17 protein-coding genes and 1 riboswitch are annotated in these 20,604 nt (G+C 61.3%); of the genes, 7 read left to right on the forward strand and 10 right to left on the reverse strand.

Going from position 1 to position 20,604, the window contains the following annotated elements; translation table 11 throughout:
• The 3 genes from CUR33_RS03930 to CUR33_RS03940 all read left to right on the forward strand — a co-directional run.
• A partial coding sequence (locus CUR33_RS03930) for a hybrid sensor histidine kinase/response regulator (RefSeq protein WP_289238752.1) occupies window positions 1–3,137 on the forward strand: 3,137 nt, incomplete at its 5' end.
• Window positions 3,134–4,153, forward strand: coding sequence for a chemotaxis protein CheB (locus tag CUR33_RS03935; protein ID WP_289238753.1), 1,020 nt, complete (start codon window positions 3,134–3,136; stop codon window positions 4,151–4,153). The genes CUR33_RS03930 and CUR33_RS03935, both read left to right, overlap by 4 nt.
• Before the next feature lie 31 nt (window positions 4,154–4,184).
• Window positions 4,185–4,655 carry a chemotaxis protein CheW gene (locus CUR33_RS03940; RefSeq protein WP_289238754.1) on the forward strand — a complete coding sequence of 157 codons (471 nt, stop codon included), beginning with the start codon at window positions 4,185–4,187 and terminating at the stop codon, window positions 4,653–4,655.
• 57 nt (window positions 4,656–4,712) lie between these two features.
• Here CUR33_RS03940 and CUR33_RS03945 read toward each other — a convergent pair whose 3' ends face one another.
• Together CUR33_RS03945 and CUR33_RS03950 are read right to left on the reverse strand one after the other, a co-directional pair.
• Window positions 4,713–5,432: a 16S rRNA (uracil(1498)-N(3))-methyltransferase gene (locus tag CUR33_RS03945; RefSeq protein ID WP_289238755.1), complete on the reverse strand. Its 720-nt coding sequence runs from the start codon at window positions 5,430–5,432 to the stop codon at window positions 4,713–4,715.
• An 84-nt stretch (window positions 5,433–5,516) separates the two neighbouring features.
• Window positions 5,517–6,923: an adenosylmethionine--8-amino-7-oxononanoate transaminase gene (locus CUR33_RS03950; RefSeq protein WP_289238756.1), complete on the reverse strand. Its 1,407-nt coding sequence runs from the start codon at window positions 6,921–6,923 to the stop codon at window positions 5,517–5,519.
• Window positions 6,924–7,227: 304 nt separating this feature from the next.
• On the opposite strand from CUR33_RS03950, the gene CUR33_RS03955 reads away from it, so the two are divergent.
• Together CUR33_RS03955 and CUR33_RS03960 are read left to right on the forward strand one after the other, a co-directional pair.
• Window positions 7,228–7,773, forward strand: a complete 546-nt coding sequence (locus CUR33_RS03955; protein WP_289238757.1) for a cytochrome b — start codon at window positions 7,228–7,230, stop codon at window positions 7,771–7,773.
• 60 nt (window positions 7,774–7,833) lie between these two features.
• Complete coding sequence (locus CUR33_RS03960; protein WP_090250063.1) at window positions 7,834–8,412, forward strand: YceI family protein; 579 nt, start codon at window positions 7,834–7,836, stop codon at window positions 8,410–8,412.
• A gap of 87 nt (window positions 8,413–8,499) precedes the next feature.
• On the opposite strand, the gene CUR33_RS03965 is transcribed toward CUR33_RS03960, so the two are convergent.
• The 5 genes from CUR33_RS03965 to ahcY form a co-directional block, all read right to left on the reverse strand.
• Window positions 8,500–10,374 carry a DEAD/DEAH box helicase gene (locus tag CUR33_RS03965; protein ID WP_289238758.1) on the reverse strand — a complete coding sequence of 625 codons (1,875 nt, stop codon included), beginning with the start codon at window positions 10,372–10,374 and terminating at the stop codon, window positions 8,500–8,502.
• A 153-nt stretch (window positions 10,375–10,527) separates the two neighbouring features.
• Entirely contained in the window at window positions 10,528–11,301 is a 774-nt protein-coding gene (locus CUR33_RS03970; protein WP_289238759.1) for a substrate-binding periplasmic protein, read from the reverse strand.
• A 104-nt stretch (window positions 11,302–11,405) separates the two neighbouring features.
• Entirely contained in the window at window positions 11,406–12,779 is a 1,374-nt protein-coding gene (gene ppnN, locus CUR33_RS03975; protein WP_289238760.1) for a nucleotide 5'-monophosphate nucleosidase PpnN, read from the reverse strand.
• A gap of 185 nt (window positions 12,780–12,964) precedes the next feature.
• Window positions 12,965–13,810: a methylenetetrahydrofolate reductase [NAD(P)H] gene (gene metF / locus CUR33_RS03980; protein ID WP_289238761.1), complete on the reverse strand. Its 846-nt coding sequence runs from the start codon at window positions 13,808–13,810 to the stop codon at window positions 12,965–12,967.
• A gap of 99 nt (window positions 13,811–13,909) precedes the next feature.
• Window positions 13,910–15,304 (reverse strand): adenosylhomocysteinase, encoded by a 1,395-nt coding sequence (ahcY, locus tag CUR33_RS03985; protein WP_289238762.1) that lies wholly within the window; start codon window positions 15,302–15,304, stop codon window positions 13,910–13,912.
• A gap of 21 nt (window positions 15,305–15,325) precedes the next feature.
• A riboswitch (S-adenosyl-L-homocysteine riboswitch) is annotated at window positions 15,326–15,419 on the reverse strand.
• A 190-nt stretch (window positions 15,420–15,609) separates the two neighbouring features.
• Between ahcY and CUR33_RS03990 the strand changes: the two genes are divergently transcribed.
• The gene (locus CUR33_RS03990; RefSeq protein ID WP_289238763.1) at window positions 15,610–15,996 is read left to right on the forward strand and encodes an MAPEG family protein; all 387 of its coding nucleotides are present in this window, start codon (window positions 15,610–15,612) and stop codon (window positions 15,994–15,996) included.
• 112 nt (window positions 15,997–16,108) lie between these two features.
• On the forward strand, window positions 16,109–16,558 hold the full coding sequence (locus CUR33_RS03995) for a c-type cytochrome (protein WP_289238764.1): 450 nt from the start codon (window positions 16,109–16,111) through the stop codon (window positions 16,556–16,558).
• Window positions 16,559–16,563: 5 nt separating this feature from the next.
• On the opposite strand, the gene ligB is transcribed toward CUR33_RS03995, so the two are convergent.
• The 3 genes from ligB to CUR33_RS04010 form a co-directional block, all read right to left on the reverse strand.
• The gene (gene ligB, locus CUR33_RS04000; protein WP_289238765.1) at window positions 16,564–18,225 is read right to left on the reverse strand and encodes an NAD-dependent DNA ligase LigB; all 1,662 of its coding nucleotides are present in this window, start codon (window positions 18,223–18,225) and stop codon (window positions 16,564–16,566) included.
• A 119-nt stretch (window positions 18,226–18,344) separates the two neighbouring features.
• On the reverse strand, window positions 18,345–19,535 hold the full coding sequence (gene metK, locus CUR33_RS04005; RefSeq protein WP_160085777.1) for a methionine adenosyltransferase: 1,191 nt from the start codon (window positions 19,533–19,535) through the stop codon (window positions 18,345–18,347).
• 14 nt (window positions 19,536–19,549) lie between these two features.
• A complete protein-coding gene (locus tag CUR33_RS04010) occupies window positions 19,550–20,563 on the reverse strand; it encodes an ArsR/SmtB family transcription factor (RefSeq protein ID WP_289238766.1) in 1,014 nt (337 codons plus the stop codon).
• Between the last annotated feature and the right edge of the window lie 41 nt (window positions 20,564–20,604).

Consider the following 20,604-nt stretch of genomic DNA (forward strand, 5'->3'; position numbering starts at 1 on the left):
GTTGCAACGCCGCACCGGCACTGTCGATGATCGAGTCGTTTGATCTGGCAGAGCCTGAGCCTGCTGAGCTGCCAGAGATTGAAGAAGAGATCGACTTCGGTATCCTCGCCGATGCCCCGCAGGAGCCTGCGGATAGCGAGCCGCAGGTAGCCGAGCCGACGGAGATCGACGCGTTCGAATTGCCCGCCGTAGAGCTCGATGAGCTGCCATGGGTCGACTCTGTTGTTGAAGGCGAAGTCGAGTCTGCCGAGCTTCTCGACACTGCTCCCGAGCTAGAGCCAGCACCGGTTGCTATTGCTGCGCCTGCTGTATTGGATGACGAGCGTGATCCTGAATTGGTGGAAATCTTCCTCGAAGAAGGTTTCGACATCATCGACAGTGCCGGTGCGGCGTTGCAACGCTGGATGGGCGACGTCAACAACAGCCTGGAGCTGGAGTCGCTGCAGCGTGACTTGCACACCCTCAAGGGTGGTGCACGCATGGCTGAAATCCGTGAAATCGGTGACCTGGCCCACGAGCTGGAATTCCTCTACGAAGGCCTTGGCCAAGGGCGTTTGCGCGCCAGCCAGGACCTGTTCACGCTGCTTCAGGCCTGTCACGACAGCCTGGCTGAGATGCTTGAAGCCGTTCGCGGCAAGCGCGGCGTACCAAGTGGCGAGGCGCTGATCGAAACCATCAAGCGTTTCCGCAGCAATCCGGATGAACAGCTCAGCATGCCGTCCGCGGTGGCCCTTAAGGCCGCTGAGGCCGAAGAGGATGACGATGCCGAATCGGACATCCTCGACATCTTCCTTGAGGAAGGTGATGACCTGCTGGAAGCTATGGAAGTCTCTATCGGCCGCTGGGAAGCTGACCGTGAAGACGGCGCCGCCATCGACGATATGCTGCGCATCCTGCACACCCTCAAAGGTGGTGCGCGCCTGGCTGGACAGAAGCGCCTGGGCGACCTCACTCACAGCCTCGAGCAACACCTGACCGAAGCGCAAGCCCAGGGTGCACCGTGGCCGCAGAGTCTGTTTGTGGATGTGCAGTCGGGTTTTGAAGGCTTGCAGCAGGAACTCGACGCGCTGCGTCAGCGCCTGAATGATAGCCTGGTGGCTGATTCCGCGAGCCCGCAAGCGCCTGAGCCCGTGGTCGAGCAAGCGGCGCGTATGCCGGAATTGAGCGCTCCCATTGTTGCGGCCAGTGCCATGCCGGCTCAGGAACTGGTGGCCAAGGTGCTACCGTTCGTGCGCCGCGCTGAAGAAGCCGCTCAGGAAGCCGCTTCGCGTCGTGCCCCGCAGGAACTGGTCAAAGTGCCGGCCGAACTGCTTGAAGGTCTGGTTAACCTGGCCGGTGAAACCTCGATTTTCCGTGGCCGTGTTGAGCAGCAGGTCAGCGACTTTGGTTTCACCCTGAGTGAGATGGAAGCCACCATCGACCGCGTACGTGACCAGTTGCGCCGCCTCGATACCGAAACCCAGGCGCAGATCCTCAGCCGTATTGAGGCTGAAGCCGAGCGTATGGGCTATGAGGATTTCGATCCACTGGAAATGGATCGCCACTCTCAGCTGCAGCAGCTGTCGCGCGCACTGTTTGAGTCCGCTTCCGACTTGCTTGACCTGAAAGAAACCCTGGCAGCGCGTAACCGCGATGCGGAAACCCTGCTGCTGCAACAAGCGCGGGTCAATTCCGAGCTGCAGGAAGGCCTGATGCGTACGCGCATGGTGCCGTTCGACCGTCTGGTGCCGCGCCTGCGCCGTATCGTGCGGCAGATTTCCGGTGAGTTGGGCAAGCAGGTCGAGTTTATCGTTGGCAATGCCGATGGTGAGATGGACCGTACCGTACTCGAGCGTATCGTCGCGCCGCTGGAACACATGCTGCGTAACGCGGTTGACCATGGCATTGAAACGTCTGACGTGCGTCGTGCAGCCGGTAAGCCGGAGCAAGGCACTATCCGCTTGGCGCTGGGCCGTGAGGGCGGCGATATCGTCCTGACCCTGGCCGATGACGGCGGCGGCATTCGTCTGGAAGCGGTCAGGCGCAAAGCCATCGAGCGCGGCTTGATGGACGCTGACGCCGACCTGACCGACTACGAAGTACTGCAGTTTATCCTTGAGGCCGGTTTCTCTACCGCCGAGAAGGTCACGCAGATTTCCGGGCGTGGTGTGGGCATGGACGTGGTCCACTCCGAGGTCAAGCAGCTCGGTGGCTCGATGAGCATCGAGTCGATCCCAGGCACGGGTACCACGTTCACCATTCGGTTGCCGTTCACCGTGTCGGTCAACCGTGCGTTGATGGTGTTGTCGGGTGAAGACCTCTACGCCATTCCGCTGAACACCATCGAAGGTATTGTGCGGGTCTCCCCGTATGAGCTGGAAGCCTACTACGCGCCCGATGCACCGCGCTTCGAGTACGCCGGGCAGAGCTATGAGCTGCGCTATCTGGGCGACCTGCTGAACAACGGTCAGCAGCCCAAACTGGTGGGGCAGAGCCTGCCGCTGCCGGTGATTCTGGTGCGCTCCAAGGAGCACGCCGTGGCCGTGCAGGTCGACTCCCTGGCTGGTTCGCGCGAGATCGTGGTGAAGAGCCTCGGTCCGCAGTTTGCTGGCGTACACGGGATTTCCGGTGCGACCATCCTTGGTGACGGTCGCGTGGTGGTCATTCTTGACCTGCTCGCAACCATTCGCGTGCTGCATGCGCATTTGCTCACTCAGCTGCAGCCACGCCAGCTCAGGCAGTCGGCTACGGCAGCGGAGATCGAAGCGGATCGGCCGACGCTTGTCATGGTGGTTGACGATTCGGTCACCGTGCGCAAGGTCACCAGTCGTCTGCTCGAGCGTAACGGCATGAACGTGCTGACCGCCAAGGACGGTGTCGATGCCATCTCGCAGCTGCAGGAGCGCAAGCCCGACATCATGCTGCTGGACATCGAAATGCCACGCATGGACGGCTTCGAAGTGGCAACCCTGGTGCGCCACGATGAAGGCCTGAAAGACCTGCCGATCATCATGATCACCTCGCGTACCGGTGAAAAGCACCGTGAGCGGGCCATGAGCATCGGCGTCAACGAGTACCTTGGTAAGCCTTACCAGGAGTCCTTGTTGCTTGAAACCATTCAGCAACTGGTGGGCCGCCACCCGGTAAACCGCACATGAGTGAGAAAACTGCAGCCCGTATTGCGGTGATTGCCGACACCTCGTTGCAGCGCCATGTGCTGCAACAGGCGTTGACTGGTAGCGGCTATCAGGTGGTGATGAACAGCGACCCGGCGCGCCTCGATCAGGAAACCCTGAACGCCTGCGAAACCGACCTGTGGCTGGTTGATCTGGCGCAGTCGGAAGACTTGCCGCTGGTCGACAGCCTGATGGAAAGTGCCTCGGCCCCGGTACTGTTTGGCGAAGGCCACGCGCCGGAGCGTCATTCGGAAAACTATCCGCGCTGGGAGCGTCGTCTGTTCGGCAAGCTGAAGAAGCTGGTCGGTGATCCGTCGCAGGCGGTTGGACCGAGCCTGGAAGCCTTGTTGGCCGAAGCGCAGCGTCCATCGCGTCTGGACCTGCCGGCTGCGCTGGCGGATACCCCGCTGGTTGCCGGCGAGCCGGCGCGGCAGGTGTGGTTGCTGGCGGCCTCGCTGGGCGGCCCTGCGGCGGTAAAAGCCTTTCTCGATGCCTTGCCCGGCGGGTTGCCGGTGGGCTTTGTGTACGCTCAGCATATTGATGCCAGTTTCGAGAGCACGCTGCCGCAAGCCGTGGGGCGCCACAGCCAGTGGCATGTGAACCCGGCTCGACATGGCGACGCGGTGCGTTGCGGTGAAGTGGTGGTGGTACCGATCAGCCACGAACTGGGCTTCAGTGATGATGCCCTTATGCAGATATCTGAGCGTGGCTGGCCGGAACCCTATAGCCCGTCCATCGACCAGATGATGCTTAACCTGGCCCAGCATTTCGGCGCCATGAGTGGCGTTATTGCGTTCAGTGGCATGGGCAGTGACGGCAGTGCCGCGGCGGCTTATGTGCGCCGTCAGGGTGGCTTGATCTGGACCCAGCGTGCAGACAGCTGCGCCTGTCCAAGCATGCCGGACAGCCTGCGTGAAGCCGGCTACAGCAGCCACAGCGGTGATCCGCGTGAGCTGGCCGAAGCTCTGGTCAATCACCTGGCCGAGCAGTGCCGTTAATCTGGGGCTGTGCCCTGTACAGGAAATTTTCATGAGCCAAGCCGTCGCCACGCAGAACAGCGCCAACAGCCTGACCGGCCTGTTGATGCCGCTGACTGACCGTACTCTGCTGCTGCCCAACGTGGCAGTGGCCGAGTTGATCCCTTATCGCGCGCCACAGACCAGTGAAGGCATGCCCGGCTGGTTCCTCGGGCAGATTGCCTGGCGTGATCTACGCCTGCCGCTGTTGTCGTTCGAAGCGGCATCGGATGGCCAGGTCAGTGTCAGCCCCGGCTCGCGCGTAGCGGTGATCAACGCTTTGGGTGGACGGCCGAACGTCAAGTTTATTGCTGTGCTGGTGCAGGGTATTCCGCGCTCGATCAAGGTCGGTGCCGATCTGGTGCGCGCCGATGCCGCCCTGTCGCCGCTGGAGCTGGATGCGGTGCAGTTTGGCGAAGCCGTGCTGAAGATCCCGGACCTGATTGGGCTGGAGCAGAAGCTGGCGGATGCCGGGTTGATCTGATTGACGCTAAACAAAAAAGCCCGCGTTAGCGGGCTTTTTTATGATGTTAAGTAGCGCTTAGAAATCGCCCCACAACTGCTGCGCCACGCTTAACGCCACCACCGGCGCAGTCTCCGTGCGCAGCACGCGCGGGCCGAGGCGGGCGGCGTGGAAGCCCTGGGTCTTGGCCAAGGCAACTTCGCTGTCGTTCAGACCGCCTTCCGGGCCGATCAGAAAGGCCAGCGACTTAGGCTGCGGGTGGCTGGCCCACGGCTCAGCGACCGGGTGCAGCACCAACTTGAGTTCGGCGGTTACCTGCCCCAGCCAGTCATTCAGGCTGATGGGCGGATGAATGATCGGCAGCACCGAGCGACCGCATTGCTCGCAGGCGCTGATCGCCACTTGGCGCCAGTGCGCCATGCGCTTGTCAGCGCGTTCATCCTTGAGGCGCACTTCGCAGCGCTCGCTGATGATCAGGCTGATTTCATTGGCGCCCAGTTCGGTGGCCTTTTGAATCGCCCAATCCATGCGTTCGCCGCGCGACAGACCTTGGCCCAGATGAATATGCAGCGGTGATTCTGCCTGGCCGGCAAAGGCTTCGCGCAACTCGACGCGCACGCTTTTCTTGCCCACCTCGATCAGCTCGCCCCGGTATTCCTGGCCGCTGCCATCGAATAATTGCACCGCATCGCCCACTGCATGCCGCAGTACGCGGCCGATATAGTGGGCCTGGGCTTCGGGCAGCTCGTGCTGACCGAGGTAGAGGGGGGCATCGATAAAGAAACGAGAAAGGCGCATGGATTGATCGCTACAGCGGCACAGTTGAGGCGGCAAGCTTAACGCCTCAGGCGTGCCGCATACAGCCGGCTGAGGGTGAATGCCTTAGCCCGGATCGCGAAAGCCGGGGTAGTTGGCATTGCCTTGCGCCACGCTGACCGAGGTGCGGGTGGCGATGTCGATGCCTTCAGTGGCCACTTCGGCGAGAAAGTCGATCTGCTCCGGGGTGATCACGTAAGGCGGTAAGAAATACACCACGCTGCCCAGTGGCCTTAGCAGCGCGCCGCGCTCCAACGCGTGCTGGAACACCTTGAGGCCGCGACGTTCCTGCCAGGGGTAGGCGGTTTTGCTGGCTTTGTCCTGCACCATCTCGATGGCCAGGGCCATGCCAGTCTGGCGCACTTCGGCGACATGCGGGTGATCGGCCAGGTGTGCGGTGGCGCTGGCCATCCGTGCGGCCAGGGCCTTGTTGGCCTCGATCACATTGTCCTGCTCGAAGATATCCAGGGTCGCCAGGGCCGCCGCGCAGGCCAGCGGGTTGCCGGTGTAGCTGTGTGAGTGGAGGAAGGCGCGCAGGGTCGAGTAGTCGTCGTAGAACGCCTGGTACACCTCGTTGGTGGTCAGGCAGGCGGCCAGTGGTAGATAGCCGCCAGTCAGCGCTTTGGATAGGCAGAGGAAATCTGGGCGGATGCCGGCTTGTTCGCAGGCGAACATCGTCCCGGTGCGGCCGAAGCCGACGGCAATCTCGTCATGAATCAGGTGCACGCCATACCGGTCGCAAGCTTCGCGCAGCAGCTTGAGGTAGATCGGGTGGTACATGCGCATGCCGCCGGCGCCTTGGATCAGCGGCTCGACAATCACCGCCGCGACCTCGTTGCCGTGCTCGGCCAGGGTCTGCTCCATATGAGCAAACATGGCTCGCGAATGCGCTTCCCAACTCATGCCCTCGGGGCGGTGATAGCAATCCGGGCTGGGCACCTTGATGGTGTCGAGCAGCAGCGCTTTGTAGGTATCGGTAAACAGCGCCACATCGCCCACGGACATGGCCGCGATGGTTTCGCCGTGGTAGCTGTTGGAGAGGGTAACGAAGCGCTTCTTCGCCGGTTTGCCGACGTTGAGCCAGTAGTGAAAGCTCATTTTCAGCGCGACTTCGATGCAGGATGAGCCGTTGTCGGCGTAGAACACCCGGTCCAGGCCGGCAGGTGTCATCTTGACCAAGCGCTCGGACAGTTCGATCACTGGTTGATGGCTGAAGCCTGCAAGGATCACGTGCTCCAGCTGATCGACCTGATCCTTGATGCGCTGATTGATCCGCGGGTTGGCGTGGCCAAACACGTTGACCCACCAGGAGCTGACCGCGTCGAGGTAGCGCTTGCCATCGAAGTCCTCGAGCCACACGCCTTTGCCACGTTTGATCGGCACCAGCGGCAGCTGTTCGTGGTCCTTCATTTGCGTGCAAGGGTGCCAGAGCACCTTCAGGTCACGCTGCATCCACTGGTCATTCAGGCTCATCGCTTTACTTCTTCCTCGGCTCACACTCATCTGCACCCAGCCTATCAGAAGCATTGCAGTGGATGGACGGCACAACCTTAAACGATGACTCGGGTCGCCCGCTGGTCCGCTCTATTCTGCCTTCTGTAGCCCGTGCGCTGAACTTTGCAGTGTGCCGCTAGACTAACCGTGCTGAGTTAAAGCATTAGGGCTATGCATCGTATTTCCCGATATTTCAAAGCGAAAAATTCCGCTTTTAGTCGATAGGTTTGTTGCTAGTCTTGCTCCACTCGCGGTTCTAGTCCTTCTCTCCGGAAAGTGTGTAATGCAATGGCGCAATAGTTCTTCTCACTACGGGCTGGTCAGCATCTTTATGCACTGGCTGGTCGCCGTGGTGGTCTTCGGTCTGTTTGGTCTGGGTTACTGGATGGTCGGGCTGGATTACTACAGCAGCTGGCGTCAGACGGCTCCGGACCTGCACAAGAGCATCGGCCTGGTGCTGTTTGCCGTGATGCTGGCGCGGGTGCTGTGGCGCTGGTTCAGTCCGCCCCCGGCGAGTCTGCCTAACCATGGGCGGATGACGCGTATGGCCAGCAAGCTGGGCCACAGCTTTCTTTATCTGGGGCTGTTTGTGCTGATGATTTCCGGCTACCTGATTTCCACGGCAGACGGTCGCGGCATTCCGGTATTCGGTCTGTTTGAAGTGCCAGCCAGTTTGACCAGCATTCCTGATCAGGAAGATGTCGCCGGGCTGGTGCATGAGTATCTGGCGTGGACGCTGGTGATTTTTGCGGGCGTTCATGCGCTTGCAGCGTTGAAACACCACTTTATTGATCGTGACCGTACGCTCACGCGGATGTTCGGTCGCTAGTTGCGTTTGCTGTTTCCGGGGCTGGACTGGCCCCATCTCACCCTCACAAGGAGCATGCCCATGTTGAAGAAAACCCTAGTAGCCCTGGCACTGGGTGGCGCATTGATCGGCGCTGGTCAGGCGATGGCGGCGGATTACGCCATCGACAAGCAAGGCCAGCACGCCTTCGTCAATTTCAAGATCAGCCACCTGGGTTACAGCTGGTTGTACGGCACGTTCAAGGACTTCGACGGTAGCTTCAGCTTCGACGCCGCCAAGCCGCAGGACAGCAAGGTCAATGTCACCCTGAACACCACCAGCGTCGACACCAACCACGCTGAGCGTGACAAGCACATCCGCAGCGGTGACTTCCTCAACGTCAGCAAGCACCCAACAGCGACCTTCGCTTCCACCTCGGTCAAATCCACCGGTGAAGGCACTGCCGATATCACCGGCGACCTGACCCTTAACGGTGTGACCAAGCCGGTGGTGATTGCGGCCAAGTTTATCGGCGAAGGCAAAGACCCATGGGGCGGCTACCGTGCCGGCTTTGAAGGCAGCACCAAACTGAAGCTGAAAGACTTCGATATCCAGAAAGACCTCGGCCCGGCGTCTCAGGACGTTGAGCTGATCATCTCGGTGGAAGGCGTGCGCAAGTAAGCCTGTCAGGCGGGGCATAACCCGCCTGGTTAGACCTGCCAACAAAACGCCGCCCATTGGGCGGCGTTTTTGTGTGCGGCTGGCGGACTATGACTCTTCGCGGTTGCGTGTCAGCAGTGCCGGCTTTTCGCCGCGCGGACGTGCGCTCGCCAGTTCGTCGAGCTGCTCCGGTGTCGGGAAGCGATCCAGGCGTGAGCCCTTGTGCACGATCACTGGTTGCTTGTCGCGTGGGCTTTTCACTGCCGCTTCCTGGCGTGGCAACTCATCGCGGTTCAGCGATGTGGTGCGGGTGTCGCGCGGCGGACGCGCACGGCCGGAGCCATTGCGACCTTGACCGCCCTGGCCACCAGAGCCTGAGCCCTGACGACGGCCTTGACCGCCAGCATTGGCACCACCGCCATTGCTACGCGGCGGTTTGGCTGGGCGAGCCCCCAGGCCAACGCCATTGCTGGCGCTTGGGCCGCTTGGCGCTGCAGGCGCACCGGGCCGACGGCCACGGTTCTGCTGCTTGTTCTGGTTTGGGCTTACATAGTCGGCACGGTTGCCGAAATTATCGATTTCATCGTCGCGGAACTCGTCCGGCGCGCGGTCCGGAGGGAGTGCGGGTACGGCTGGTGCGGCGGCGCGGCTTGATGATGCGCCACGCGGCTGTTGGCTGCGGCCGCCCTGTGGCTTGCTACGGTTGTTGTCGCGACCGCTGTCCTTGCCCTTGTCCTTGCGGCCACCGCCATGGCGCTCGCCTTCTGGCTTGGCGCCGCGTGGTTGACGTGGCTTCTGCGGCTCGCGCACTTCCGGACGCTCAGCCTCAACGGTGCTGGCATCAAAACCCAGCAGGTCACCGTCACCGATCTTCTGCTTGGTCATGCGCTCAATGCCCTTGAGCAGCTTCTCTTCATCCGGTGCGACCAGGGAGATCGCCTCACCGCTGCGCCCGGCACGGCCGGTACGGCCGATGCGGTGCACGTAATCTTCTTCGATATTCGGCAGCTCGAAGTTGACCACGTGCGGCAGTTGATCGATATCCAGGCCGCGGGCGGCGATATCAGTGGCTACCAGAATGCGTACTTTGCCGGCCTTGAAGTCAGCCAGGGCTTTGGTGCGGGCGTTCTGGCTCTTGTTACCGTGGATCGCCACAGCCGGCAGGCCGTGTTTATCCAGGTACTCGGCCAGGCGGTTGGCGCCATGCTTGGTACGGGTAAACACGAGTACCTGTTCCCAGGCGCCAGCGGTGATCAGGTGAGCGAGCAGGGCGCGCTTGTGGCTGGCCTGGATGCGGAATACACGCTGTTCGATACGCTCGACCGTGGTGTTCGGCGGCGTGACCTCGATGCGCTCCGGGTTGTGCAGCAACTTGCCGGCCAGATCCGTGATGTCTTTCGAGAAGGTCGCCGAGAACAGCAGGTTCTGGCGCTTGGCCGGCAGCTTGGCGAGGACCTTCTTCACGTCATGGATAAAGCCCATATCAAGCATGCGGTCGGCTTCGTCGAGGACGAGGATTTCCACGTGCGAGAGGTCGATGGCGCGCTGGTTGGCCAGGTCGAGCAGGCGACCGGGGCACGCCACCAGTACGTCGACGCCTTTGGCCAGGGCCTGGACCTGCGGGTTCATACCAACGCCGCCAAAGATGCAGGCGCTGACGAATTTCAAATCGCGGGCATACAGCTTGAAGCTGTCATGCACCTGGGCGGCCAGTTCGCGGGTCGGCGTCAATACCAGGACGCGCGGCTGCTTTGGGCCGTGACGCTGTTCGCGATCCGGGTGACCGTTGGGGAACAGTCGCTCAAGGATCGGCAGGGCAAAACCGCCTGTCTTACCTGTACCCGTCTGGGCTGCAACCATCAGGTCGCGGCCTTGCAACGCGGCGGGGATGGCCCGCTGTTGCACCGGAGTGGGTTGGGTGTAGCCGGCGGATTCGACCGCACGGACTAAAGCCTCGGAGAGACCGAGGGAGGCAAAGGACATGTGTAATCCTGTCTAGTGAGGGCGCAGCCCTATGGGGTGTATTGCCTGGCTTGAATCACGCTTGGGGGGCGTAATCCCGTCCGGTACTACTGGCCTCTGGGGGCTAGCATCCGGGCGCAAGCCTGGCGGGAAGGCCCGAGTATAACAGAGCCGCTAGTCAGCGCGAGCGTCGGTCTGCTCGGCGGTCTGAGCCGGTACTTCTTGGTGGTAGCGCCGCAGTATTGCCGCGTACTCGGGGCTGCTTTTGAGGCGTCGGAGTTCGCTCTCGAAGCGTGGCACCAGTGCTGCCACGGCAGGTCGTTTGCTGAAGGCGGCATACACCTGATCGCTGTACAGCGGTTGCGGACTGTAGGCGATGGCATTTTCGGCGCCCATTGTCTTGGCGGTGTAAAGGCCGACGGCCCGGTCAGTTATCACCAGATCAATGCGCCCCAGCAGGAGTTTGCCAATATTGGCATCCAGCGTTGGAGCATCCTCACGCACAAAGTGAGTGCCCTTAGCGAAGGCTTGGTTGCTGTAGGCGTAGCCGGGTTCTGTGCCAACCCGTAAGCCTGCAAGATCGTCCACCGAGTTGATCAGGTGAGGGCGTGCTCGTGCGTGGAACAGCACCATTGCGCTGTCGGCCATGGCTTCATTGGGGAAAATCATGCCTTTGGCGCGTTCGTCGCTGTAGAACGCATCGAGCAGAATATCCAGTTTGCCATCGCTCATCTTGCGCAAGCAGCGCCGCCATGGTTCCAGCGTAATGTCGTAACTGATATTCAGGTTTGTCAGTACCAGGTGCAGAAGATCAGCATCAATACCGCGCACCTGACCGTCTTCGAGGAGCGTGTAGGGTGGCCATTCATTGGTACAGACTTTCAGGGGCTGGGCGAAACTGTTGACGCTGCAAGACAGCAGGAAAAGCAGTGCATACAACCTGACCATGGTGCGGTGACCTCGCAGACTTCATTGCAGATACCCTGTCTCACTGTAGCTGCTATCTGCGTGGGTCGGCCGCCCATGACCTATAAACATGTGTGCATGTACGCTCAGGTGATCAGCTTATAGCAGGGCACATAAGCGCTGTTGCCCGGTAGTTTCATCCGGTGTTGATCGACGAAGGCCTGCAGCAGCTGGTCGAGCTGGCGCATGATTTCGCGTTCACCGCGAATTTCATAAGGGCCGTGCTGCTCAATCAGGCGAATGCCCTTGTCCTTGACGTTGCCCGAGACAATTCCGGAAAACGCCCGGCGCAGGTTGGCGGCCAGTTCATGCACCGGTTGCTCGCGAGTCAGTTTGAGGCTGGCCATATTGGCGTGGGTTGGCTCGAATGGGTGCTGGAAGCTCTCATCGATCTTCAGCAGCCAGTTGAAGTGGAAGGCGTCGTTGTGTTCGCGGCGGAACTGTTTGACGGCCTTGATCCCTTCAGCCATTTCCCGGGCGACCTGCTCGGGGTTGTCGATGATGATGCGATAGCGCTGCTGCGCCGCTTCACCCAGGGTCGCGCCGATAAACTCATGCAGCTGCTCCAGGTAGGCGGCGGCGCTGCGTGGCCCGGTCATGATCAGCGGGAAGGGGATGTTCTGGTTGTCCGGGTGCATGAGGATGCCGAGGAAATACAGCAGCTCCTCGGCTGTGCCCGCGCCGCCGGGGAAGATGATGATGCCGTGGCCGACGCGGACGAAGGCCTCCAGGCGCTTCTCGATATCCGGCAGGATCACCAGCTCATTGACGATCGGGTTGGGCGCTTCGGCGGCGATGATCCCGGGTTCGGTCAGGCCCAGGTAACGGCCATGCACGTTACGTTGTTTGGCGTGGGAGATGGTCGCGCCTTTCATCGGTCCCTTCATCACGCCAGGGCCGCAGCCGGTGCAGATGTCCAGGCCGCGCAGACCCAGTTCGTGGCCGACTTTCTTGGTGTATTTGTACTCTTCGGTGCTGATCGAATGGCCGCCCCAGCACACCACAATCTTCGGCTCAGCGCCGGCGCGCAGGGTGTGGGCGTTGCGCAACAGGTGGAAGACGTAATCGGTGATGCCTTGAGAGCTGCCAAAATCGATGCGCTGATTTTCCAGTTCGCTCTGCGTGTAGACGATGTCGCGCAGGGCGCTGAACAGCATTTCACGGGTGCTGGCGATCATCTCGCCATCGACAAAGGCATCAGCCGGGGCGTTGAACAGCTCCAGGCGGATGCCGCGGTCTTGCTGCAGGATATTGATCTCGAAGTTTGGGTAGGCTTCCAAAATGGTCTTGGCGTTATCGCTGTGCGATCCGGTGTTGAGGATCGCCAAGGCGCATTGGCGGAACAGCGCATAGACGCTGCCGGAACCGGTTTCGCGCAGTTGTTGCACTTCACGCTGCGAGAGGGTTTCCAGGCTGCCTTTGGGGGTGACCGAGGCATTGATGGTTTTTCTGCTGACCATTGAGCAACTCCATGGAGGTCTTGAGCTTCAAGCTATGCAGGGTTGACCTTGAGGTCAAGTCGGTGTGGGTGATGAGTACGGCAGGATCTGTCTGAGGCAGCCGACTTGGGGGAAGTCACAAGCTGTGGTGTGTCGCGGGATAACGTCCATGGCACGTGCAATGGCCATGGACGCGGTATCGCCCCTCAGCGTGGCAGCTTGAGGTTGTTCCAGATCGCCAAGCTCGGTTCAGCCTGGTTCATGCTGTAGAAGTGCAGGCCTGGGGCGCCGCCTTGCAGCAGGCGCTCGCACATTTCAGTGATAACCTGCTCGCCATACGCCTGGATGCTGTCGGTGTCGTCACCGTAGGCTTCCAGTTGTTTGCGCACCCAGCGCGGGATTTCCGCACCGCAGGCGTCGGAGAAGCGCGCCAGCTTGCTGTAGTTGGTGATCGGCATGATGCCCGGTACCACTGGAATATCTACACCCAGCTTGCGCACACGGTCGACAAAGTAGAAGTAGCAGTCGGCGTTGAAGAAGTACTGGGTAATCGCGCTGTCTGCGCCGGCTTTGGCCTTACGCACGAAGTTGGCGATGTCGTCCTCGAAATTGCGTGCCTGCGGGTGCATTTCCGGGTAGGCGGCCACTTCGATATGGAAGTGATCATCTGTTTCTTCGCGGATAAAGCTGACCAAGTCGTTGGCGTAGCGCAGTTCGCCGCTGGCCATGCCCATGCCGGACGGCAGGTCACCACGCAGCGCAACAATGCGTTTGATTCCGGAATTCTTGTACAGGTTCAGCAACTCGCGCAGCTCGGCCTTGCTGTCGCCCACACAGGACAGGTGCGGTGCGGTGGGCACCTTCACGTCGCCGTCGAGTTGCAGCACTGTGTTGAGCGTACGGTCGCGGGTTGAGCCACCGGCACCATAGGTGCAGGAGAAGAAATCGGGTTTGTAGGTCGCCAGCTGGCGCGCCACATTCATCAGTTTTTCGTGCCCGGCTTCGGTTTTGGTGGGAAAGAACTCGAAGCTGTAACGGCGTTCTTGGCTCATAGGGTGTCTAGCCTTGGAGACGAAAGGTGGAGGGCGTTGTTCCATCCACCTTGCGGGAAGTCGGCGGTGGATAAGCCAGAGGCTTATCCACCCTACGCATTAGTAGCGGTAAGCGTGTGGCTTGAACGGGCCTTCCTGCGGCACGCCGATGTATTCGGCTTGCTTGCTGGTCAGTTGGGTCACCACGCCGCCGAAGCCTTTGACCATTTCCAGGGCCACCTCTTCGTCGAGCTTCTTGGGCAGCACTTCCACGGTCAGGCGCTCGGCTTTCTTGTCGGCGGACAAGTCAGCAAACTTCTGCTCGAACAGGAAGATCTGCGCCAGTACCTGGTTGGCGAAGGAGCCGTCCATGATCCGGCTCGGGTGGCCGGTGGCGTTGCCCAGGTTCACCAGACGGCCTTCTGCCAGCAGAATCAGGTAGTCATCGTTGTGCGGGTCGAAGCTGCCGCTGCCGGTGCGGTGGATCTTGTGCACTTGTGGCTTCACTTCTTCCCATGCCCAGTTCTTGCGCATGAAAGCGGTATCGATTTCATTGTCGAAGTGACCGATGTTGCACACCACAGCGCGCTTTTTCAGGGCCTTGAGCATGTTCGCGTCGCACACGTTGACGTTACCGGTGGTGGTCACCAGCAGGTCAATTTTGCTCAGCAGGGCGCTGTCGATGCTTGCAGCGGTGCCGTCGTTGATGCCGTCGATGAACGGCGAAACCACTTCATAGCCGTCCATGCAGGCCTGCATGGCGCAGATCGGGTCCACTTCGGTCACGCGTACGATCATGCCTTCCTGACGCAGCGACTGCGCGGAGCCCTTGCCCACGTCGCCGTAACCGATAACCAGCGCTTGCTTGCCGGACAGCAGGTGGTCGGTGCCGCGCTTGATGGCGTCGCTCAGGCTGTGACGGCAGCCATATTTGTTGTCGTTTTTGCTCTTGGTCACCGAGTCATTGACGTTGATCGCCGGGATCTTCAGCTCGCCCTTGGCCAGCATGTCCAGCAGGCGGTGCACGCCAGTGGTGGTCTCTTCGGTGACGCCGTGGATGCGATCCAGCATCTGCGGGTATTTCTTGTGCAGGATCTCGGTCAGGTCGCCGCCGTCGTCGAGGATCATGTTGGCATCCCAAGGCTTGCCGTCCTTGAGGATGGTCTGCTCGATGCACCACTCGTACTCTTCTTCGGTCTCGCCCTTCCAGGCGAATACTGGAATGCCGGCAGCAGCGATAGCCGCAGCAGCTTGGTCCTGGGTGGAGAAGATGTTGCACGACGACCAGCGTACTTCGGCACCCAGTGCAGTCAGGGTTTCGATCAGCACAGCGGTCTGGATGGTCATGTGGATGCAGCCGATGATCTTCGCGCCCTTGAGTGGCTGCTCGCCGGCGTATTTGCGGCGCAGGCCCATCAAAGCAGGCATTTCAGATTCGGCGATGATGGTTTCGCGACGGCCCCAGGCAGCCAGGGAAATGTCAGCGACTTTAAAATCGTTAAAAGCGGCGCTCATAAAAGCTCTCCATTCGTTGTCTGCGAATGGGCGCCGTTGATGCGTATGGTTAACGCCCTGTCCGAGCCTGACAAATCTCTGGTGGCCAGAGTTTGCTGCAGCGCCCCTCGGACAGGTGGCGGGTGCGACCGGAGCTGTGCCGGCCACATGAAGCTGACGAAGTATAGCCAGCCTGGCGCATAAGCCCAAGGCTTTCTGTCGGGCGGATTGGCTGTTGCGCCATCGCTTTTGGCTGCTTCAGTCATGGTGTTTGCATCCGCGCTGATACAGGCTGCAGATGTTTATTCCCTCAACGCGGAGCTGCCATGACGACTGCTTACTGGTGTGTATTGATTGCCCTGTTTCTGCCTTACCTGTCGACGGTTACCGCCAAGGCCGTCAGCGGTGGTTTTAGCCCGCGTCATAACCATGACCCGCGGGCGTTGCTCAACAGCCTCAGCGGCGTCGGGCGGCGGGCCAACAACGCCCAGCTCAACAGTTTTGAAGTGACCCCGGCTTTTTCGGCCGCGGTGATCATTGCCCACCTGGCAGGCGGCGCTGAGCAGGCATTGCTTGATCAGTTGGCGATCGCGTTTGTCGTCAGCCGTATTGTCTATTTCATCTGTTACCTGGCTGACTGGGCGCCGGTGCGTTCACTGGTGTGGTTCGTCAACATGGGGCTGATCATCAGCCTGTTTGTCGTATCGGCTTGATTGCAGCCGGACTGTTCAGTCCTCTGCGGCAAAACACCACGCTTGGCCGGTGGGTACTGGGTGGCGATACTGTCACCCGTTATCCATCCGGTTGTTGGCATTTGAAGGTGTTATGAAGCTTAAAACCTTGTCTCTGGTTGTATTGGCGCTTGCTCTAAGCGGCTGCGGCGGTGTCGATCCCAATTCGCCGCAAGGCCAGCGTCAGAGCATTTTCAAGCAGATGCTCAAGGTCAGCGAAGACCTTGGCGGCATGCTGCGCGGGCGGTTGGCTTTCAAGGAACAGGCATTTGTTGACGGCGCCGCCAAGCTCGATCAACTGACCCGCACGCCCTGGCAGCACTTTCCGCAGGTGCGTGATGACGTTGAGGAAAGCCGTGCCAAGGATGACGTCTGGCAGCGCCAGGCGCGTTTTCAGGAGCTGGCTCGTGCCATGGAAACCAGCACCGCTGCGCTAGTCGCCGCGACGGCGGCAAAGCCGTTAAAGCCCGATGCACTGGTTGCGCCGATGCAGCGTGTTGAAGACAGCTGCAAAGCTTGTCATGAAGAGTTCCGCGCGTTCTAAAGTCCTCAAAATCCGGCGATCTGCGCGGCGCGCAACTGCGCCTGCAGGGCTTTCACCTCGGGGTGCTGGAAGAAAGCTGTTAACTGCGCCGCGCGTTGCGGGCCGATGCCGGGCTGGCGCAGCCAGTCGGCCGTGCTGCGCTGCGCCAACGTGTCCCAGTCCGCGTTTAATGGCACCTGAGACGGAACCCCGAGGGCACGCAGCCAGGCCTGCTGCGGACGTTGGCGGGCCAATTGAAAACTCTGCTGCAAGGCCGCTGCGCTCCGCGGGCCTAAGCCTGGCACGCGAATCAACTGCTCGGGGGTTAACTCCAGCCAGTCGAGCAGGCCGTTGATCATTCCCGCCTGCAGCAGTTTTTCCCACGTGCCCGGGCCCACCCCCGGCAGAGATAAACCTTGTTTGCCGCTGAGCCATGCCAGGCGTGCACGGAACTGGCTGGCGCAAGCGGCGCTGGCTTGCCAGCAGCTCAGGGCGTGGTAAGCGCGGGCATCTGGCACCGGCAATTCAGCGCGCTCTTGGGTGTGCCAGAACACGCTGTCGAGCACCGGGATGGTAAGCCCGGAGAGCCGGATCACCACCTGGTCGCCGGGGCGTATATCCAGCGCCTGCCAGCGTTGCAGTGAGTTGGCGCTGACGTATTCGATGCGCCGGTCATCCAATTTTACCGGCTGCACGCGTAGCACCGGGGTGATGCGCCCGCTGCGGCCGATGCGAAAGTCCACGGCCTGCACCACGGCCAGAGCTTGGCCGACCGGGTACTTCCAGGCCACTGCCCAGTGCGGCGGTTCTGCTTGCCAGCGTGCGGCCTGCGGGCGCTGGGCCTGACGCAGCACCACGCCATCGGTGGCGAAGGGTAGGGCGCTGCTGTACCACTGCTCGCGCCAGTGGCTGGCGTCGGCCACGCTGCGAAGGGGATGGCTGAACGTGGCGCTGTCGGTGAAGCCCAGCGCGCTCAGCTGCTGCAGACGCTCTAGCATGCTGGCTGGGCCATCGGGCCAATCCCAGACAAACAGGCCGATACCGGCTGCGTCCTCATGGCTCAACGCCTTGCGGCTCATCAGGCCGGCTACCTTGCTGCGTGCACTTTGGCCGCCATCTTGCCGCTGGATATGCCCAGGTCTGCGCCAGTACAACTCGCCTTGCAGGGTCAGGTTCAGCGCCGAAGGCAGCTCTGCGGGAATTGCTGGCAGCTGGTGGGCCAGCTGGGTCCAGTCCTGCCCCTGACGGCCGTCGCCGCGACTGATCAGTTGCAGCAGGTGCCCTTGGTGATACACCAGACTGACGGCCACGCCATCGACCTTGGGCTGAATCCATAGCTCATCGCGTTTGGCCATCCAGCGCGCGACAGCACGCTTGTCTGGCAACTTACGCAGGCCTGTGTGAGCCACCGGGTGCGGTTGTGGGCCGGTGCTGCTGGCCAGCGGGTTAACTGCCGCGCTATGGGGGGCCGGGAAGCAGCTGCGCCAATGTTGCAGGGTGACGCTGGCCTGGTCATACAGCTCGTCTGCGACCGGGCTTTGCCCCAGACGATGGTAGGTATCGTCCCATTCGGCCAGTTGTCGGCTCAGGGCATTCAATTCGCGTTCGGCGCGCGGGGCGGACCAGTCGGGGCAGGTGGCCCAAAGGGGGCTGCTGAACAGCAGCAGGCAGGCAATTCGGAGGTTCACCGTGAGCGTCCTTGCTCGGCAGATGTCTCACTCAGACTAGTCGGATTTACCCGAGTGAGCGCGATGTGTAGGCAATAAAAAGCCCCGCACAAGGCGGGGCTTCGGGTATTGCTTCAGGCTTACAACCCAGCGGCAGCGCGCAGGTCGGCGACCTTGTCGGTTTTTTCCCAGGTAAAGGTGCTGAAGGTGTCGTTGCCGACGGTCTTCTGCTTCGGCGTGCGGCCGAAGTGGCCGTAGGCCGCGGTGTCCTGGTACATCGGGTGCAGCAGGTCGAGCATCTTGGTGATGGCGTAAGGGCGCAGGTCGAACACTTCACGCACCAGCTTGATGATCAAATCGTCTGCCACCTTGTTGGTGCCGAAGGTGTTGATCGAGATCGAGGTCGGCTGAGCCACGCCGATGGCGTAGGACACCTGAATCTCGCAACGCTCAGCGAGGCCGGCAGCGACGATATTCTTCGCCACGTAACGACCGGCGTAGGCCGCTGAGCGGTCAACCTTGGATGGGTCCTTGCCGGAGAACGCACCGCCACCGTGACGGGCCATGCCGCCGTAGGAGTCGACGATGATCTTGCGCCCGGTCAGACCGCAGTCACCCACTGGGCCGCCGATCACGAAGTTGCCGGTCGGGTTGATGTGGAACTGGGTGCCTTTGTGCAGCAGCTCGGCCGGCAGAGCATGCTTGATGATCAGCTCCATTACGCCTTCACGCAGGTCTGCCAGCGATACTTCCGGGTTGTGCTGAGTGGACAGCACCACCGCATCGATGCCGACTACCTTGCCATTTTCGTATTGGCAGGTGACCTGGGATTTCGCATCCGGGCGCAGCCATGGCAGCAAGCCGGACTTGCGCGCTTCGGCCTGGCGCTCGACCAGACGGTGGCTGAAGCAGATCGGTGCGGGCATCAGCACGTCGGTTTCGTTGCTGGCGTAGCCGAACATCAGGCCCTGGTCGCCGGCACCCTGGTCTTCCGGCTTGGCGCGGTCGACGCCCTGGTTGATGTCCGGGGACTGCTTGCCAATGATGTTCAGCACGCCGCAGGTGGCGCCGTCGAAGCCGACGTCGGAGTTGGTGTAGCCGATGTCACAGATCACGTCGCGGACGATCTGTTCCAGGTCGACCCAGGCGCTGGTGGTGACTTCACCAGCAACGATGGCCACACCGGTCTTGACCAGGGTTTCCACGGCCACGCGGGCGTGTTTGTCCTGGGCGATGATGGCGTCCAGCACCGCGTCGGAAATCTGGTCGGCGATTTTGTCGGGATGGCCTTCGGAGACGGACTCGGAGGTAAAGAGGGAGTATTCGCTCATCGTGCGGGTTCCTGTTAGTGACCGGTAGTTGCAGCCCGTAGGCCATGAGTGAGTGACGGTTTGGCAAAGTGCCTAACCTGAATCTGAAAGCCGTTGCGCAGGCCTACATAGAGGCTTTCGCAGGTGTTGAGGCCGGCCGCAGCGGCCCAGCGCGCCAGGTCGTCCTGTTCGAAGCCCAGCCACAGGTCGCCGCAGGCTTCGCGGGCCCAGCTCTGGTTGTGGCTGCACAATTCGGTGATCAGCAGGCTGCCGCCAGGTTTCACGCGCTGCGCCAGCTGCTTGAGCGCATCGGCCGGGGCGGCGAAGTGGTGCAGCACCATGTTCAGCACCAGGCAGTCGGCAGCCGGGTAGTCGTCCTGCAGGGCATCGGCCAGCTGCAGTTGCACATTGCCCAGGCCTTCCTCGGTGCAACGTTGACGGGCCAGTTCAAGCATCGCCGCGCTGTTATCCAGGGCCAGTACCTGCTGGAAGCGTTGCGCCAACTCCGGGAGAAAGCCGCCATCGCCAGGGCCGATTTCCACGGCGCTGGCATCACGGGCAAAACCCAGTGAGTCGAGCAGGGCCAGCACGCTGTCGCGGTACTGCGGCAGACCGGCGATCAGGTCCTGCTGCGCCTGGAAGCTGGCCGCGCTGCGGGCGAAGAACTCTTGGCTGGCGGCGGCGCGTTGGCCGTGCACTTGGGCGATGCGTTGCTGTACCTCGGCAGGCAGCTGTAGCTGATCGATTTCATCAAGCAGCGCGCTGTGCAGGCGACTACCCAGCTGTTCACCCTGAGCCAGGGCGCGGCGGTAGAAAATCGCATTGCCTTCGCGGCGGGTAGCCACCAGGCCAGCCTGGGCCAGCACCTTGAGATGATGGCTGATGCCGGATTGACCGGTGGCGAAGATCTGCGCCAACTCCAATACACCGAACGAGTCGTTGGCCAGGGCGCGCAGAATGTTCAGGCGCAACGCGTCACCGCTGGCCTTGCACAGGGCGGCGAGGGCATCGACCGGCTCGAAGGCCAAATGGGAGGCGCGCATATTCATAGGTTGGGCAGTCTAGTCGGTCACTTTTTATCCAGCAAGAG

This window comes from Pseudomonas sp. FEMGT703P (assembly GCF_002786345.1).
Classification (GTDB): domain Bacteria; phylum Pseudomonadota; class Gammaproteobacteria; order Pseudomonadales; family Pseudomonadaceae; genus Aquipseudomonas; species Aquipseudomonas peli.

Excerpts from the sequence above, each read along its gene's own strand:
- metF (WP_289238761.1), bottom strand. The coding sequence starts at position 13,810 with ATGAGCCAAGAACGCCGTTACAGCTTCGAGTTCTTTCCCACCAAAACC.
- CUR33_RS03990 (WP_289238763.1), top strand. The coding sequence starts at position 15,610 with ATGACGACTGCTTACTGGTGTGTATTGATTGCCCTGTTTCTGCCTTAC.
- CUR33_RS03935 (WP_289238753.1), top strand. The coding sequence starts at position 3,134 with ATGAGTGAGAAAACTGCAGCCCGTATTGCGGTGATTGCCGACACCTCG.
- CUR33_RS03945 (WP_289238755.1), bottom strand. The coding sequence starts at position 5,432 with ATGCGCCTTTCTCGTTTCTTTATCGATGCCCCCCTCTACCTCGGTCAG.
- CUR33_RS03960 (WP_090250063.1), top strand. The coding sequence starts at position 7,834 with ATGTTGAAGAAAACCCTAGTAGCCCTGGCACTGGGTGGCGCATTGATC.
- CUR33_RS04010 (WP_289238766.1), bottom strand. The coding sequence starts at position 20,563 with ATGAATATGCGCGCCTCCCATTTGGCCTTCGAGCCGGTCGATGCCCTC.
- ppnN (WP_289238760.1), bottom strand. The coding sequence starts at position 12,779 with ATGGTCAGCAGAAAAACCATCAATGCCTCGGTCACCCCCAAAGGCAGC.
- CUR33_RS03965 (WP_289238758.1), bottom strand. The coding sequence starts at position 10,374 with ATGTCCTTTGCCTCCCTCGGTCTCTCCGAGGCTTTAGTCCGTGCGGTC.
- CUR33_RS03940 (WP_289238754.1), top strand. The coding sequence starts at position 4,185 with ATGAGCCAAGCCGTCGCCACGCAGAACAGCGCCAACAGCCTGACCGGC.
- CUR33_RS03955 (WP_289238757.1), top strand. The coding sequence starts at position 7,228 with ATGCAATGGCGCAATAGTTCTTCTCACTACGGGCTGGTCAGCATCTTT.
- CUR33_RS03970 (WP_289238759.1), bottom strand. The coding sequence starts at position 11,301 with ATGGTCAGGTTGTATGCACTGCTTTTCCTGCTGTCTTGCAGCGTCAAC.
- CUR33_RS03995 (WP_289238764.1), top strand. The coding sequence starts at position 16,109 with ATGAAGCTTAAAACCTTGTCTCTGGTTGTATTGGCGCTTGCTCTAAGC.
- CUR33_RS03950 (WP_289238756.1), bottom strand. The coding sequence starts at position 6,923 with ATGAGCCTGAATGACCAGTGGATGCAGCGTGACCTGAAGGTGCTCTGG.
- metK (WP_160085777.1), bottom strand. The coding sequence starts at position 19,535 with ATGAGCGAATACTCCCTCTTTACCTCCGAGTCCGTCTCCGAAGGCCAT.
- ahcY (WP_289238762.1), bottom strand. The coding sequence starts at position 15,304 with ATGAGCGCCGCTTTTAACGATTTTAAAGTCGCTGACATTTCCCTGGCT.